This is a genomic window from Actinoplanes sp. NPDC051861, from assembly GCF_040681145.1.
GTDB lineage: Bacteria > Actinomycetota > Actinomycetes > Mycobacteriales > Micromonosporaceae > Actinoplanes.
Genome location: NZ_JBFAYE010000040.1, coordinates 1 through 13,984, shown reverse-complemented (window position 1 = coordinate 13,984; position 13,984 = coordinate 1). Strand labels below are relative to the sequence as shown.

General features: G+C 70.5%; 12 protein-coding genes and 1 pseudogene. 7 read left to right on the top strand and 6 right to left on the bottom strand.

Going from position 1 to position 13,984, the window contains the following annotated elements; all coding sequences use genetic code 11:
• From AB0M02_RS46585 to AB0M02_RS46565, 5 genes and pseudogenes are all read left to right on the top strand, one after another.
• Positions 1-83 (top strand): annotated as a pseudogene (locus tag AB0M02_RS46585) (IS5/IS1182 family transposase); the annotation flags it as partial.
• Between the two features lie 183 nt (positions 84-266).
• A complete protein-coding gene (locus tag AB0M02_RS46580) occupies positions 267-1,373 on the top strand; it encodes a hypothetical protein (protein ID WP_364238971.1) in 1,107 nt (368 codons plus the stop codon).
• Between the two features lie 9 nt (positions 1,374-1,382).
• Positions 1,383-1,808 (top strand): hypothetical protein, encoded by a 426-nt coding sequence (locus AB0M02_RS46575; protein WP_364238970.1) that lies wholly within the window; start codon positions 1,383-1,385, stop codon positions 1,806-1,808.
• 199 nt (positions 1,809-2,007) lie between these two features.
• The gene (locus AB0M02_RS46570; protein ID WP_364238969.1) at positions 2,008-2,235 is read left to right on the top strand and encodes a hypothetical protein; all 228 of its coding nucleotides are present in this window, start codon (positions 2,008-2,010) and stop codon (positions 2,233-2,235) included.
• A 97-nt stretch (positions 2,236-2,332) separates the two neighbouring features.
• The gene (locus tag AB0M02_RS46565) at positions 2,333-3,709 is read left to right on the top strand and encodes a glycoside hydrolase family 6 protein (RefSeq protein WP_364238968.1); all 1,377 of its coding nucleotides are present in this window, start codon (positions 2,333-2,335) and stop codon (positions 3,707-3,709) included.
• A gap of 160 nt (positions 3,710-3,869) precedes the next feature.
• On the opposite strand, the gene AB0M02_RS46560 is transcribed toward AB0M02_RS46565, so the two are convergent.
• From AB0M02_RS46560 to AB0M02_RS46545, 4 genes are read right to left on the bottom strand one after another with little or no spacing between them, the layout of a single operon-like run.
• Positions 3,870-4,655, bottom strand: coding sequence for an ABC transporter permease (locus AB0M02_RS46560; protein ID WP_364238967.1), 786 nt, complete (start codon positions 4,653-4,655; stop codon positions 3,870-3,872).
• On the bottom strand, positions 4,652-5,575 hold the full coding sequence (locus tag AB0M02_RS46555; protein WP_364238966.1) for an ATP-binding cassette domain-containing protein: 924 nt from the start codon (positions 5,573-5,575) through the stop codon (positions 4,652-4,654). The genes AB0M02_RS46560 and AB0M02_RS46555 overlap by 4 nt, the downstream gene beginning before the upstream one ends.
• An 11-nt stretch (positions 5,576-5,586) precedes the next feature.
• Positions 5,587-6,438, bottom strand: coding sequence for a DUF4097 family beta strand repeat-containing protein (locus AB0M02_RS46550; RefSeq protein WP_364238965.1), 852 nt, complete (start codon positions 6,436-6,438; stop codon positions 5,587-5,589).
• A 32-nt stretch (positions 6,439-6,470) separates the two neighbouring features.
• Positions 6,471-6,980: a YlcI/YnfO family protein gene (locus tag AB0M02_RS46545; RefSeq protein WP_364238964.1), complete on the bottom strand. Its 510-nt coding sequence runs from the start codon at positions 6,978-6,980 to the stop codon at positions 6,471-6,473.
• A 76-nt stretch (positions 6,981-7,056) separates the two neighbouring features.
• Between AB0M02_RS46545 and AB0M02_RS46540 the strand changes: the two genes are divergently transcribed.
• On the top strand, positions 7,057-7,380 hold the full coding sequence (locus AB0M02_RS46540) for a nuclear transport factor 2 family protein (RefSeq protein WP_364238963.1): 324 nt from the start codon (positions 7,057-7,059) through the stop codon (positions 7,378-7,380).
• Here the strand turns inward: AB0M02_RS46540 and AB0M02_RS46535 are convergent.
• Positions 7,335-8,552: a lycopene cyclase family protein gene (locus AB0M02_RS46535; protein WP_364238962.1), complete on the bottom strand. Its 1,218-nt coding sequence runs from the start codon at positions 8,550-8,552 to the stop codon at positions 7,335-7,337. The two genes, AB0M02_RS46540 and AB0M02_RS46535, sit on opposite strands and share 46 nt — an antisense overlap.
• On the opposite strand from AB0M02_RS46535, the gene AB0M02_RS46530 reads away from it, so the two are divergent.
• Complete coding sequence (locus AB0M02_RS46530; protein WP_364238961.1) at positions 8,551-10,608, top strand: prolyl oligopeptidase family serine peptidase; 2,058 nt, start codon at positions 8,551-8,553, stop codon at positions 10,606-10,608. The genes AB0M02_RS46535 and AB0M02_RS46530 overlap by 2 nt on opposite strands.
• Here AB0M02_RS46530 and AB0M02_RS46525 read toward each other — a convergent pair.
• Complete coding sequence (locus tag AB0M02_RS46525; protein ID WP_364238960.1) at positions 10,586-13,885, bottom strand: AAA family ATPase; 3,300 nt, start codon at positions 13,883-13,885, stop codon at positions 10,586-10,588. The genes AB0M02_RS46530 and AB0M02_RS46525 overlap by 23 nt on opposite strands.
• Positions 13,886-13,984 lie beyond the last annotated feature (99 nt).

Below are 13,984 nucleotides of genomic sequence, written 5' to 3'. Positions count from 1 at the left end.
GCTGCAGCCCGCACCGGGCAACCCCGATCGTGCAGGCCATCCTCGTCCTGCACCACGTCGAGAACCCTGCCTACTCAGGATGAAAAAGGCTCACTTATGTCCGACCTCTGTCGGTAACACGTCAGGCACTCTCGGTAATTGGGAACCGCATAGATGTGGATCAATTCATTCGGTAGCTTCTCCCCTCGATGACAGCTGTCGCCGCGCGGCATGAAGACGGCTTCGAGAGCACCGGAAACGGTTGCTGAACAGGGGGAGTCAGCCGGATGGATTCGTCGAGCAAGATCCGTTCATCGAGAAGCCTGAGACGACTGGGAGCCGCCGTTTCGGCCGCAGCCGTCGCAGCAATCACCGCACTCACCGCTCCCGCGGGCGCTGCCGCCGCGGCGAGCCCCGCGCCGGTTCGGACCAGCGGTTCCGATCTGAGCACCAGCAGCTCGCCGGCCCCGGTGCGGCTGCCCGGAGACAAATCGGTGCGCGACTACACGCCCGCACAGCTGCAGTCGTTCGAGCGCACCGGCGGAGATCCCGAGGTGCTGGCCTACTGGACGCCGGAGCGGATGAAGGCAGCCAAGCCACTGGATGCCCCCGGAGACGCGGAATGGGTCGAGGACAAGGCGCGAGCCGTGGCCGGCAAGGTGGCCTCCGTCGCGGCGAAGCCGGTGACCGCCCAGATCCCGCAGAGCGTGACCAACGCCCCGCCGCCGGTGACAAACTTCTCGATCACCAACGGCAAGCTGTTCATCGGTGGTTACGAGAGCGGCTCCTGGTGCTCGGCGTCGGCGATCAACACCTCGTCCAAGCGGGTGCTGATCACCGCCGGTCACTGCGTGCACAGCGGGCAGGGCGGCGCCTGGCTGCAGAATCTCGTCTTCGTGCCGGGATACAACGCGTTCAACTCCGACCACGATCCGGTCGGGCGCTTCCAGGCGTACTGGCTGCGGACCTTCAACGAGTGGATCAACAACAGCAACCTCAACCGGGACGTCGGCTTCGTGACCACCTACTCAGGCGGCGACTGGAATTCCACCGTCGTCAACACGATCGGCGGGCATGGCCTGGTCTACAACGGTGGCACCGAGTTCGACACGTCGATCTTCGGATATCCGAGCAACCGTGACGGCGGCAACGTCATGTGGGCCTGCTGGGGCACCGCCACCGACAACAGCATTCTGGACAACAGGTCTAAAATCGCGTGCAACTTCGGCGGCGGCTCCTCGGGCGGCCCGTGGACGTGGAACTACGACAACGCCACCGGACTCGGCTCGGTCCGCTCGGTCATGTCCACAGTCAACAGCGAAGGCGTGAACAAGGGGCCGTACTTCGACCAGGCCGTCGTCGACGCGATGAACGCCGCCAACGCGGATTGGTAGGTTGAGCTGATGGGAATGCGGTCACCACGTCCACTGGCCGCCTGGCTGCTGGCCGTGGTGGCCGCATTGAGCGCCTGCGGCTCCGCAGCCGAGTCCGGCAGCGACACGTCGGGCACCCGAGCGCCGACCGGACCGACAAAGCCCGAAGCGCTGCCGGTCCGGAGTGATCTGATCGACGCTCAGGTTGTCCAGTGGCGCAATTGGCGCAGTGTCAACGATCAGACCATCGAGGTCACCGTGACAGCCGGACCCACCGACTGCTACGGCGCCGAGCCGGAGTTGGCGGAGAGCGAAACGGCGGTGCGACTCCGGATCCGCGTCGGACTGCTGCCCGAGGCCGCCGGCCGGGACTGCATGGCAATCGCCAAGGAGGCGGTGGTCGCGGTGCAGCTCACCTCCGCCCTGGGCACTCGCACGGTCGAACCCCTGACCTGACGCGGAGCTCCGGCGCCCGCTCAGCGGCGGCAACCAGGGCCTCGTGGCCCGCACCGGCGGGTCGTGGCGCCCCGCCCGGTGACACGCGCGCGGCCGACGCTGGGAGTAAAGCCCCTGGAGGCAGCGATGACCACGAGGAGCGCCGACTTCGGCCACAAGGCGAGCGCCTGCTGCTGTCAGCCTGATCGCCCTCAATGACGTGCCCGCCGCGATCGGGGTGCTGCAGACGCTCGGCATTCTGCTGATCTCTTTGCTGATGGCGCACCGGGGCCTCGGCCGGCTCGGTGTGGTGACGGGCGCGATCGGCATGGTTTCGGAGCTGTTGCGCCCGGTGCTCGGCTGGGCCTACGCCGTCTACGGCCTGCTGCTGTTCGCCTGGCTGATCTGGGTTGCCGCGGCGCTCTGGCGGCAGGCGCGGCGGCCGTAACTTTCGGAAATATTGCTTCGGGAGATCGATGGCGTTAACTTCTTCTGGGAGCGCTCCCAGCGCTTCGTTCGGCTTACCCCGTCCCCAGGAGAAGCCCATGTCCCGTTCCCCCCTCAAGATAATGGCGGCCACGGCGGCCTGCGCCACCGTGGCCGCCGCCGGAGTGTGGCTCGCCAACGGCACCGCCTCGGCAGGAACGATCTCCGGAACCCTCTACCGTGACCCGAACACCGCTGTGGCCCGCTGGCTGCAGTCCAATCCGAACGACTCGCGGGCAACGGTGATCCGCGACAAGATCGCCAGCCAGCCGGCCTCGCGGTGGCTGTCGAACTTCAACATCTCCACAGTCGGCAGCGAGGTGTCCACCTACATCAACGCGGCCAACTCCGCCGGGCAGATCCCGGCACTGACCGTCTACGGCATCACGAACCGCGACTGCGGTGGTGCCAGCTCGGGTGGCGCGCCGGACCTGAACCAGTACCAGACCTGGATCGGCAACATCTCCCGGTCACTGGGCAACCGGACGGTGATCATCCTGCTGGAGCCGGACTCGATCGCCCTGCTCACCTGCCTCAGCAGCAGTGAGCTCGCGGCGCGCAACCAGGCGCTGCGGACGGCCACCCAGACCCTGAAGGCGGGCAACCCGAACGCCAAGGTGTACCTGGACGCCGGGCACTCCGCATGGAACAGCGCGTCCGAACAGGCGAATCGTCTCGTAGCGGCAGGCGTGGCGAGTGCCGACGGCTTCTACTCCAACGTGTCCAACTACAACTCGACCAGCTCGGAGGCCAACTTCGGCCGGGCCGTCATCAGCGCCCTGAACGGTCAGGGCGCCAGCGGCAAGCGGCAGGTCATCGACACGAGCCGCAACGGCGGCGCGAGCGGTGACTGGTGCGGTGACGACAACACCGACCGGCGGATCGGGCAGTACCCGACGGTCAACACCGGCGACGCCAACATCGACGGGTACCTGTGGGTCAAGCCGCCGGGCGAGGCGGACGGCTGCCGGTACGCGGCCGGTTCGTTCCAGCCCGACCTCGCCTACAGCCTGGCGAGCACGGCACCCAACCCGCCGTCGTCCCCGCCGTCCTCACCGTCCTCCTCACCCTCCTCGTCCCCGTCGTCCTCCCCGTCCTCGTCACCGTCGTCCTCGCCCTCGTCGTCGCCGTCGTTCCCGGCCGGCGCCTGCGGTGCGACGCTGCGCGCGGTGAGCACCTGGCAGGGCGGCTACCAGGGTGAGGTCAGGGTTCAGGCCGGCAACGGCACGCCCAACGGCTGGACGGTCAGCTGGACGCTGGGCTCCGGCCAGACGATCAACCAGGTCTGGAACGGCACCCTGACCACGTCGGGCGCGACCGTCAGCGTGCGCAACGTGTCCTGGAACGGCAACCTGCCGGCCGACGGCTCGACGACCTTCGGGTTCATCGCCTCCGGCACGGTCGGCTCACCGACCCTGACCTGCACCTCCCCGTAACCACAACCGGCACAGCGGGGCCGGAGGCGGGTTCGCCTCCGGCCCCGGATCGTGCTGATCTCGGGCATGGCGAAGCAACACCGCCATGGAAACGGGATTTCGGAAGAGGCTCAAGCGAGGGAGAGAGCGCCCGTCGCGAGCGGGAGGAGCGGGGTGGGACTCAGGCTTCGCGGTTGAACAGCTTCTTGGACCAGAGGTAACCCGTCAGGGCGATCACGCCGCACCAGGACAGCGCGATCCACCAGTCGTTGCCGATCGGCGTGCCCAGCAGCAGGCCCCGCAGGGTCTCGATGATCGGGGTGAAGGGCTGGTGCTCGGCGAACCACCGCATGCCGGCCGGCATCGACTCGGTGGGGACGAAGCCGCTGCTCAGGAACGGCAGGAACATCAGCGGCATCGGGATGTTGCTGGCCGCCTCGACCGTCTTGCTCACCTGGCCGAGCGCCACCGACAACCACACCAGCGCGAACGTGACGACCGCCATGAAACCGGCAGCGGCCAGCCACTGAAGAGCGTCGGCGGTCGGCCGGAACCCGACCAGCAGCGCCACGCCGCTCACGATCGACAGCGCGAACAGCGCCTGGATCACGCTGCCCACCACATGCCCGGTCAGCACCGAGACGCGGGCGATGTGCATGGTCCGGAAACGCGCGATGATCCCCTCGGTCAGGTCCATCGCGACCGAGATCGCCGTTCCCTGGACGACCGACGTCACCGTCATCAGGAGGATCGCGGGGGTCACATAGTTCACGTACTCGGCCCGGCCGCCGTCCGGGCCGAGCCCCGCGCCCATCGTGCCGCCGAAGACGTAGACGAACAGCAGCAGGAAGACGACCGGCATGCCGACCAGCAGCAGGGTCATCGCGGGATATCGCAGCATCCGTTTGAGGTTGCGGCGCAGCATCGTCGCCGAGTCGCGTACGGGATGGAAGGTCAGGGTGGTCATCGCACACTCGCTTTCGTGTCGGTGAGTGCCAGGAAGACGTCGTCGAGGTCGGGGGTGTGCACGGAGAGTTCGTCGACTTCGACGGCCCGCTCGTCGAGCCGGCCGATCAGGTCCTTCAGCGACCGCAGGCTGCCGTCGCTGGGCACCCGCAGAGCGAGCGCGTCGCTGTCGCGGGTGGCCTGGCCGAGGACTCCCAGCGCGGTCTCGAGACCGCCCGCGTCGGCGAACTTCAGGAGGACGTGCCCGCCCGGGATGCGGCGCTTGAGCTCCTCCGCGGTCCCCTCGGCGACCACCCGGCCACCGTCGATGACCGCGATCCGGTCGGCCAGTTCGTCGGCCTCCTCCAGGTACTGCGTGGTCAGGAAGATGGTGACCCCGCCGGCCACCAGCTCCCGGATGATCTGCCACATGTTGCGGCGGCTGCGCGGGTCGAGGCCGGTCGTCGGCTCGTCCAGGAAGATGACCTGCGGGCTGCCGACCAGGGTCATCGCCAGGTCGAGACGGCGCTGCATGCCACCGGAGTACGTCTGTACCGCCTTGCGGCCCGCCTCGGCCAGGTCGAACTGGTCGAGCAGCTCGGCGGCGCGCCGCCGCCGCACCCGCCGGCCGAGGTGGTGCAGATCGGCCATCATCAGCAGGTTCTCCTCGCCGGTGAGCAGCGTGTCGACGGCGGAGAACTGCCCGGTGACGCCGATCGCGGCGCGCACCGCGTCCGGTTCACGGGTCAGGTCGTGCCCGGCGACACGCGCCTCGCCGCCGTCCGCACCGAGCAGTGTGGACAGGATCTTCACGGTCGTGGTCTTGCCCGCGCCGTTCGCGCCGAGCAGCGAGAACACGGTCCCGGCCGGCACGTCGAGGTCGATGCCGTCGAGCACGACCTGGGAGCCGAACGACTTGCGGAGTCCGCTGACAGTGATCATGGTGAGGCCTCCTAGGGGAGATGGGCGCGGCGGACGGTGATGTCCCCGAACGAGGTGTTGCCGCGTACCTCGACGGTGTGCTGAGCGTCCTCGGGCCCGACGGCGTTCTCCATCAGGTTGCGCACCTGCCCGAACGAGGTGTTCACGTCGAGCCAGGCGGCGGTCCCCTCGGCGATGCCGATCTCCAGCTCGCCCATGGAGGCGCCGAGCAGCACCGAGCCGCGGACCACCTCGCCGAGGCGGATGGCGCCGTTGGAGCTCTTCGCGTCGACGTCGGCGCCGGCGTGCTCGACCGTGATGTCGCCGTTGGCCGAGCGTGCCCGCAGGTCGCCGGTGACCGCGTCGATCACGGTGTCGCCGTTGGAGTTCTTGACCTCGGCCGCGCCGTCGACGTCACCGATCTGGATCCTGCCGGAGCCGGTCGAGATCTCGGCCCGGCCGGAGACGGTGTCGACGGTGACGTGGCCCGCCGCGGTGTGCACCCGCAGCGGCCCGGCCTGTTCGACGGTGAAGTTGCCGGCGGCGCTCTTGAGCCGGCACTCGCCGAGCCGCCCGATCGTGGTCACCGAGCCGACCTCCAGGACGGCGGCCAGCCGGGAACCGGCGGGCAGGGCGATGGACACGTCGACGGACCGGGTCTTCCGGGAGAAGTCGAAGATCCGCTTCGGGCCGGTGACCCGCAGGACGCCGTTGTCGTACTCGACGCGGATCTGCTGCACCGCCTGGACGTCCGACTCGTTCGACTCGTCCGTCGGCCGGACCTCGACGACCGTGTCGGCCCGGGGGCCGGCGGTGACCCGCACGTTGCCGACGTTGAGCTCGACAGTCACGGAAATCGGCTCTGGGGTTTCGAATTTGGACATAGTTATCCCCTTAAATCGCCTTGAAGCCTTTTTTAGCGGACCCAGCCGGTGTAGCCCTGCTGCACCCGAGTGGAGGCGTGCGCGTCGCGGTCCCGAACCGGCGGCCGCTGCACCGCCGCCGAGGCCGCCCGCACCAGCCAGGCGTTCACCGAGCGCCCCTCCTTGGCCGCGGCCTCCTCGACAGCGGCCTTCAGCTGCTCGGGCAGACGAACGTTGATCCGCGCGACCGGCCCGTCCTCACCGATCTGCATGTCGGCGTCCGGCACGGTGACGGGCTCCTCGGCCGCCGGAGCGCTGACGGCGGGCACCGACACGACGAACTCGGGATCCCGGCCCCGCAGGCGCAACTCCACCGAACCCGGCGCCAGGTCCCGGGTGATCTCGTCGGCCGCACCCGAGAGCGCCTCCAGCAGCGCCATCCGGATCGCTGACTCGAGGGGCCCGGTGAGGCGCTCGACGAGAGCCCGCGCGTCCTCACCGCCCGCTTCGGCCAGCGTCGCGAACTCGCGGCCGAGGTTGTTCACGTACGTCGTCAGGTCCACGGCACCACTGTGGCACACGCATGGCATCACCGCAAGCCAAAGTGGCATCACTTTGGCACCACGCTAGGGTGCTGCCATGAGCGAGACTGCCGCACGGGAGCACATCGCCCGCTTCAACACCGCCGTGACCAGCGGAAACTGGTCCGCCTTCACGGCACCGCTGCACGACGAGGCAGTGATGACCTTCATCGGCCCACCGGTCGGCCCGTTCCGCGGACGCGACGCGATCACCCGGGCCTACGAGTCCGACCCGCCCGGCGACACCATGCGCGTCGTGGGCGTCGAGTCGGCCAGCGACACCGACCTCGTCACGTTCGAGTGGTCACGAGGTGGCACGGGAACGCTGACCCTCGGTTACCGCGACGGCCGGATCGCCGCGCTCACCGTCCGGTTCCTCTGAGTCCGCGCCGCGAGATCGCCGAGCGCCGCGCGCGTCATCGGCAGCAGCGGCGTCGACGCCATCAGCGCCAGCTCCTGCGCCGGCGACGTCAGCCCGTCCAGGAACCGCAGCACCCGAACCGGGTCGTTCCGGGTGAAGAGCCGCTCGAAGAACTCCGGCGCGGCCACCAGCCCGCGGTCCCAGGCACGCAGCGCCACCGAGTCCATCCACAGGTGCCGTCGCGGATACGGCGCCGCCGGCACGGGATCACTTCCGGCCAGCAGTGCGGCGGCGATCTGGTCCGCCTGACGGCGCATCGCGGAGAACGTGTAACCGGTCGACGGCCTCGTCGCGCCGCCCGCTGTGCCGAGCCGCACCACGCGCGGAGACGGTCTGCGCAGGAAGGGGGCATCGGTCATCGGGATGGCGCCATCTTCGACCCGGGTCACCCGCAAACCCTTCAAACCCAACATCAGGATGTACGCCGAGAGCGCGCTGTCATAACCAGAGTCGGACAGGCGCTCGGGAGAGAACTCGGTGTACTCGATCAGCGCGTGGCGCGGGCCGGTCGGCAACACGTACCCGAACGACACGCCACGCGCCGGTTGGGGTGTCCGGAAGTCCATCAGGATCGCGGACGCCGGGTCGAAGGCGTCGTGATCCGCCTCCACCCACCAGCCCCGGAAGTGCTGGAGCCAGAACGTCCGTCCCGCGCGCACCGGAGCGGCCGGCCGGGAGTCCAGCGCCCACCTCGCCCGGACGATCTCCGTTCCCGCTGAATCGTGGACGCTCACACCCGTACCGTTGTCAAAGAGACCTTGAGCCGACGCCTCCAGGAACCGGACCCCCAACCGCTGGGCCGCTTCGGCGGCAAGCTCGTAGACCGGATCGGAGCGAACCATCGCATAACGCATCGGCGCGAGATCCAGCCGCCGCAGGCCGCCCCGCCCGTGGAGATCGACCCGCGGCCACGCCGCGTCCAGCACCGCATCCAGCGGGTCCTCGGAGCCGGTCCAGAACGCCCAGGTCCGCATGCCGCGCTCCCCCGGGTCGACCACCGCGATCCGCAGCCCGCGCACGCCGTGCCGGTCCAGAGCGCTGAGCAGCAGCGACGTCGCGCCACCGAATCCGATCAGGGCGAGGTCGACGTCCATCGCGCCATTATCGCGGCCGGTACGAAAGAGTAGAGCCATGTCGACGTCGTTCCCCGCGCTGGTCGCCCGCACCCAGGGATTCACTCTCGGCCTCGCCCGCCGGCCGGCGGTGGCCCCGGACGGCTCGCGGGTGCTGTTCCTGCGCTCGGACAGCGGCGACGACGCGGTCGGGCACCTCTGGTCCTTCGACACCGCGACCGGCGAGGAACGCCGTCTCGTCGACGCACGCGCGCTCGGCGACGACCGCGAGATGACCGAGCGGGAGAGAGCCCGCCGCGAACGCGCCCGTGACCGCTCCGCCGGGATCGGCGCCTACGCCACCGACGCCGCCGTGCGCACCGCCGTGTTCACCGTCTCCGGCCGCCTCTACGCCGTCGACGTGGAGACCGCCGAGGTCACCGACCTGGGCGCCCGCGAGCCGGCCGCCGAGGCACGCATCGACCCGGCCGGTAGCACCATCGCCTACGTCAGCGACGCCGAACTGCGCCTGATCAGCCGCGACGGCAAGGACGACCGCGCCCTGGCCGAACCCGACGGCCCGGAGGTCACCTGGGGCCTGCCCGAGCACGAGGCCTCCGAGTCGATGGACCGCTTCGAGGGTTACTGGTGGGCGCCGGACGGGCGCGCCCTGGTCGCCGCCCGTGTGGACAACAGCCCGGTGCAGGTCTGGTACGTCTCCGACCCGGCACGCCCCGAGCGCCCGCCGGCCGCGCTGCGCTATCCGTCGGCCGGCACCCCCAACGCCGACGTCAGCCTTCACGTGCTCGGCCTCGACGGGCGGCGCACGCCGATCACCTGGGACCGCGACGAGTACGAGTACGTGACCCGCGTCGTCTGGGACCGGCTCGGCCTGCTGGTCGTCGTGCAGAACCGCGAGCAGACCGTGATGCGGGTGCTCGACGCCGACCCGGTGACCGGGCAGACCCGGGTGATCGCCGAGAACACCGACCCGCAATGGACCACGATCGTCGCCGGCGTGCCCGCGCGTACCGCGTCCGGCGAGCTGCTGTGGACCGTGGACGACGGCGACACCCGGCGCCTGACCTGCGGCGGCGTCCCGGTCACCCCACCCGGCCTGCAGATGGAGGAGCTGCTCTCGGTCGACGGCGACACCGTGCTGTTCGCCGGCCGCGAGGACCCCGCAGAGCGCCACCTGTGGACGTGGCAGCCCGGCACCGGCCCGGTCCGCGTCACCGCCGAACCCGGCCTCTACACCGGCTGCCGCGCGGCCGGTGTCACCGTGACGGTCGCGAACACCATGACGCGCGAGACGGTCACCGTCGACGGCGTTCCCCTTCTCAGCAACGCTCTCCCGTCACCCGTGATCCCGGTCATGCACCTGCTGCGCCTCGGCGAGCGCGAGCTGCAGACCTCGGTGCTGTTCCCCACCGGGCACGAGCCGGGTTCGCGGCGGCTGCCGGTGCTGATGGATCCGTACGGCGGCACGGCCGCTCAGCGGGCCGTCGCCGCGCGCACCCGGTACTGGGCGTCGCAGTGGTTCGCCGACCAGGGGTTCGCGGTCGTGGTCGCGGACGGCCGCGGCACACCCGGCCGCGGGCCGCGCTGGGAACGGGCCCGCGGGGACGACCACGCCGGCCCGCGCCTGCAGGACCAGGTGGACGCGCTGCACGCGGCCGCCGGCAGGTTCGGCGATCTCGACCTGTCGAAGGTCGGCATCCGCGGGTGGTCGGCCGGCGGTTATCTCGCGGCGCTCGCGGTGCTGCGCCGCCCGGACGTGTTCCACGCCGCGGTCGCGGGCGCGCCGGTCACCGACCAGCTGCTCTACAGCACGCACTGGCAGGAGCGCACGCTCGGTCTCCCGGAGGAGAACCCTTCGGGGTACGCGCACGGCTCCCTGATCGACGACGCGCCCAACCTGCGCCGGCCGCTGCTCCTGGTGCACGGGATGCTCGACGACAACGTGCTGCCCGTCCACACGATGAAGCTGTCCGCGGCGCTGCTGGCCGCCGGCCGCCCGCACACCGTGCTGCCGCTGCCGGCCGCCACCCACATGGGCGCCGGCCTGGACAACCTGTGGGCGTTCGAGCTGGACTTCCTGCGGACGGCCCTGCTCATCGCTCCTGAGAGTTCCTGATCAGCTCGTAGGTGAGCGCGTTGACCACGGCCGGGACCACCGCCGCGCGGGAGTCGTCGGCCACCGCCGCGAGCGCCGCGTACCTACGGATCAGGTGCGGTGCGAGAAACGAGCTCCGGCCCGCGTTCAACCGCATGATCGTCTTGTAGAGCGGCCAGGACAGCTTGCGTTCCTCCTCCGAGCCGATGAGGTTGAGCAGGGCGAACGCGCCGCCGACCCGCAGGAAGTCGCCCATCGTGGACAGCCGCTGGCCGTACCAGGGGTCGAGTTCCGGCACGGCACGCAGCAGCTCCGGCCGCACCACGACCAGCGGCACCGCCCGGACCGCGGCGTCGGCCGACGTGATCGACGACTTGGCGAGGTCGACCGTCTGCGCCAGCGACAGGTAGGCGGCGTTGCTCAGCAGGTACTCGACCACGGCGAGCGAGAGCGGCGGCTCGAGCGGCCCGAGGCCGCCCGTCTCACCGAGCAGTGAGGACGCCCGGGCCGGGGACGGGTCGGCGAACAGCCGCCGGGACAGCAGGTCGGCGTAGACCCCGGCGGGATCGGAGCCGCCGGGCACCGGCACGCCCCGCCACAGCGTCACACCGACCTGGGCGGTCGCCACCGCGTCGGGGTCGAAGAGCAGCTGCGCCTCGTGCACCTCGCGGGCGGCGCCCTGCCAGCCCTGACGCCGCAGCGACAGCGTGTGCGCGCCGGCGCCGGACGTGGGCTCGATCGTGTGCAGCACCTCCAGCCAGGTCGCCTCGTCCAGGCCGGACTGCATGAGGCGTACGACCGACCGCCACCACGTGACCGGGTCCTGGCCGTCCGGCGCGAGCTCGTCGAGCGAGATGGACCGTTCCGGCAGCAGCAGGAGGCGGAGCAGGACGAGGTTGGTGACGTACGCGGCGAGGCGCTGCACGCCGGTGTAACCGCCCGGGTTGTAGCCCGTCTCCCGGCTGCGGCTCCGGGCGCGGTCGGACTCGGCGAGCAACCGCTCCAGGACCTCACCACCGGCCACCCGGCTCCCGGGGTCCAGCGCGTCGAAGATCTGCTGTGTGAAACGGACGATGGCGCCGCCGACCGCGATCGGCCGGTGCGAGAGCAGGGCGTACAGCACCTCGTCGTCGTCCCAGGCCACACCGGGGCGCAGCCGCCCGGCCCGGTAGGCGGCGAACGTGTCGATGAGCTCGCTGACCCGGTCGACGGCGTGGTGGGCGATCAGGTACTCGGCGAACGTGGCGTGCAGGAACTCGTACGTCTTGCGGCTCTGCTCCGGCTCTCCGGTCTCGGAGGTGTGTATGAAGAAGAACCGCCCGATCGTCCGCCGCGCCGCGCTCAGCGGACGCGCGAACCGGGTGGGATCGTCCGGGCCCGGCCGGCCACGCGGGTCCAGCGCACCCAGGTCGGCCTGCAGCTGCTCCTCGGTGACGAACTGCCGCCCGCGGTTGAACATGCCGTACGCGGTGATGCCCAGCCGCCACAGCTCGTCGTTGATCAGCACTTCCGGCGGCGGCTCGGCGGTCGCCTCGTGTGCCGGGGACTTGCGCAGTTCCCGCTGCGTGAAGTCGACGAGCAACTGGCGGTAGACGGCGGCCTCGTCGGCCGGCACCGCCTGCGCACCGGAGGTCGTCGCCTGGATCGCCGTCATCAGCAGCAGCAGTGGCTGCCGTACGATCGGGCCCACGCCGAGGATCGCCTCCCGCGACAGCACCGCGGCGCGTTCGTTCAGGCCGTTCCAGATGTCGACCCACCGGCCGACCTGCTCGTCGGTGAAGTCCTCCAGCCGGAGCACGACGCAGCCCGCCGGGATGTTCGCCAGGTCCGCCACCACCTGCCGGGACGTCACGATCACCGCGACCGGGGCGTCCTGCGTGGCCTCGACCCGCTGGAACTCCTCGACCTGGCTCAGATAACCGGACTCGGTCGTGCCGGTCGCCTGCATCAGCTCGTCCAGGCCGTCGAGCAGCACCACCCGTGTGGCCGAGCCACCGCCCGAGGCCGCGGCCGTGTCGGCGATGCGGGACCACAGCGCGCGGGCGTGCGTGGACTCGTCGAGCAGCTGCTGGATCTGCTGGTAGATGGGCGCGCTGGGGTCGCGGACGCGCCGCAGCGGCACGAGGAAGGCGGGGAACGCGGTCGCCGCGAGCCGGGCGGTCAGCACCCGTGTCAGCAGCGACTTCCCGGCTCCCGGGTGGCCCAGCACGATCAGGGGCCGCTGGGTGCACCGGGCCGAGGCGAGGTAACCGACCAGGAACTCGTCCAGGTCGGACCGGACCGGGCGGGACTCCCACCACTCCTCGCTGGACGGTCGCGAGCCCGCGTCGACGATGGCGAACCGGAAGCGGGGCACGACGTAGCCCTCGGCGACGGTCGGTACGCGCACGCCGGCGACGCCGTCCATCTCGCCGCCCCGGATCAGCGGCTGGTCGAGGATGGTGCGGTTGACCTTGGCGAGCGCGCTCTGGTCACGTCCGGCCCGATCCCCGCCGGAGATCAGCGAGAGCACCGTCTCGACCCGCTGCAGCGCGTCCTCCTGCCGGCGCAGCGCCTCGATGAGGTCCTTGCGCGCCGCCTTGATCGCCCGCTGCGCCGCGGACTGCCCGCCCAGCATCGCCCACACCAGGAACTCGGGAACGTCCGAGGCCAGCCGGAAGTAGCTGTCCACGTAGAGCCGGACGGCGTGGTCGACGATCTCGCTCTCGGTGGGCCGGCGCCCGAGTTCGCGCCACGCCCGCTCCCACACCGCCAGCTTCTGGAAGCTGGCCAGGCACCGCGCCACGGCCTCCCGCAGGTACGGCACGACGCACGTCCGCAGGTTCTCGTCGAACCCGCACCCCGACCACGGCATCTCGATGGGCGTGGCGAGCAGCGAGCCGATGGCGACCTGATAGTCCTGGGTCGCGTCGGCGTCGGTGAACAGCCGGGTCTTCTCCTCCTCGGTCAGCTCCAGCCGCTGATAGGCCGGGCCGAGGTGCGCCTGCAGCGACTCGAACAGCGCGCTGCCGACCAGCGCGGTGTGCGCCGCCGCGACCAGCTGGGACCGCTCGAACCCGGCGGCACCCTCGAACCGCTGCCGAGCCCGCCCGAGTCCCTTGTTGAGCAGCTTGATCAGCTCGTTCTTCTGATCGATCCAGCCCCACACCGCGGACAGCACGGCGCTGCCGGTGGGAAACGCGACCGCCCCGGCGGCCAGGATCATGCCGCCGAGGAGCGTGTCGAGCGTCTGGAGAACGGCCGGTTCACCGGCGCCGAGCAGTCTGACCGCGGACCGGTAGGTGAGCGGAAGCTTCACGGCGCTAGATGTACTGACCACGGAGGTTGTTGACGTTCGGCGTGGTGCCTTGATCAGAGAGGAGACCTCCGGAAGGAGTGGCGGTGCTTGACGTCGCCG

What these genes read in the sequence shown, in the direction of transcription:
- AB0M02_RS46580 (WP_364238971.1), top strand. Translation starts at nt 267, where the DNA reads ATGGATTCGTCGAGCAAGATCCGTTCATCGAGAAGCCTGAGACGACTG.
- AB0M02_RS46575 (WP_364238970.1), top strand. Translation starts at nt 1,383, where the DNA reads ATGGGAATGCGGTCACCACGTCCACTGGCCGCCTGGCTGCTGGCCGTG.
- AB0M02_RS46565 (WP_364238968.1), top strand. Translation starts at nt 2,333, where the DNA reads ATGTCCCGTTCCCCCCTCAAGATAATGGCGGCCACGGCGGCCTGCGCC.
- AB0M02_RS46560 (WP_364238967.1), bottom strand. Translation starts at nt 4,655, where the DNA reads ATGACCACCCTGACCTTCCATCCCGTACGCGACTCGGCGACGATGCTG.
- AB0M02_RS46555 (WP_364238966.1), bottom strand. Translation starts at nt 5,575, where the DNA reads ATGATCACTGTCAGCGGACTCCGCAAGTCGTTCGGCTCCCAGGTCGTG.
- AB0M02_RS46550 (WP_364238965.1), bottom strand. Translation starts at nt 6,438, where the DNA reads ATGTCCAAATTCGAAACCCCAGAGCCGATTTCCGTGACTGTCGAGCTC.
- AB0M02_RS46540 (WP_364238963.1), top strand. Translation starts at nt 7,057, where the DNA reads ATGAGCGAGACTGCCGCACGGGAGCACATCGCCCGCTTCAACACCGCC.
- AB0M02_RS46530 (WP_364238961.1), top strand. Translation starts at nt 8,551, where the DNA reads ATGTCGACGTCGTTCCCCGCGCTGGTCGCCCGCACCCAGGGATTCACT.
- AB0M02_RS46535 (WP_364238962.1), bottom strand. Translation starts at nt 8,552, where the DNA reads ATGGCTCTACTCTTTCGTACCGGCCGCGATAATGGCGCGATGGACGTC.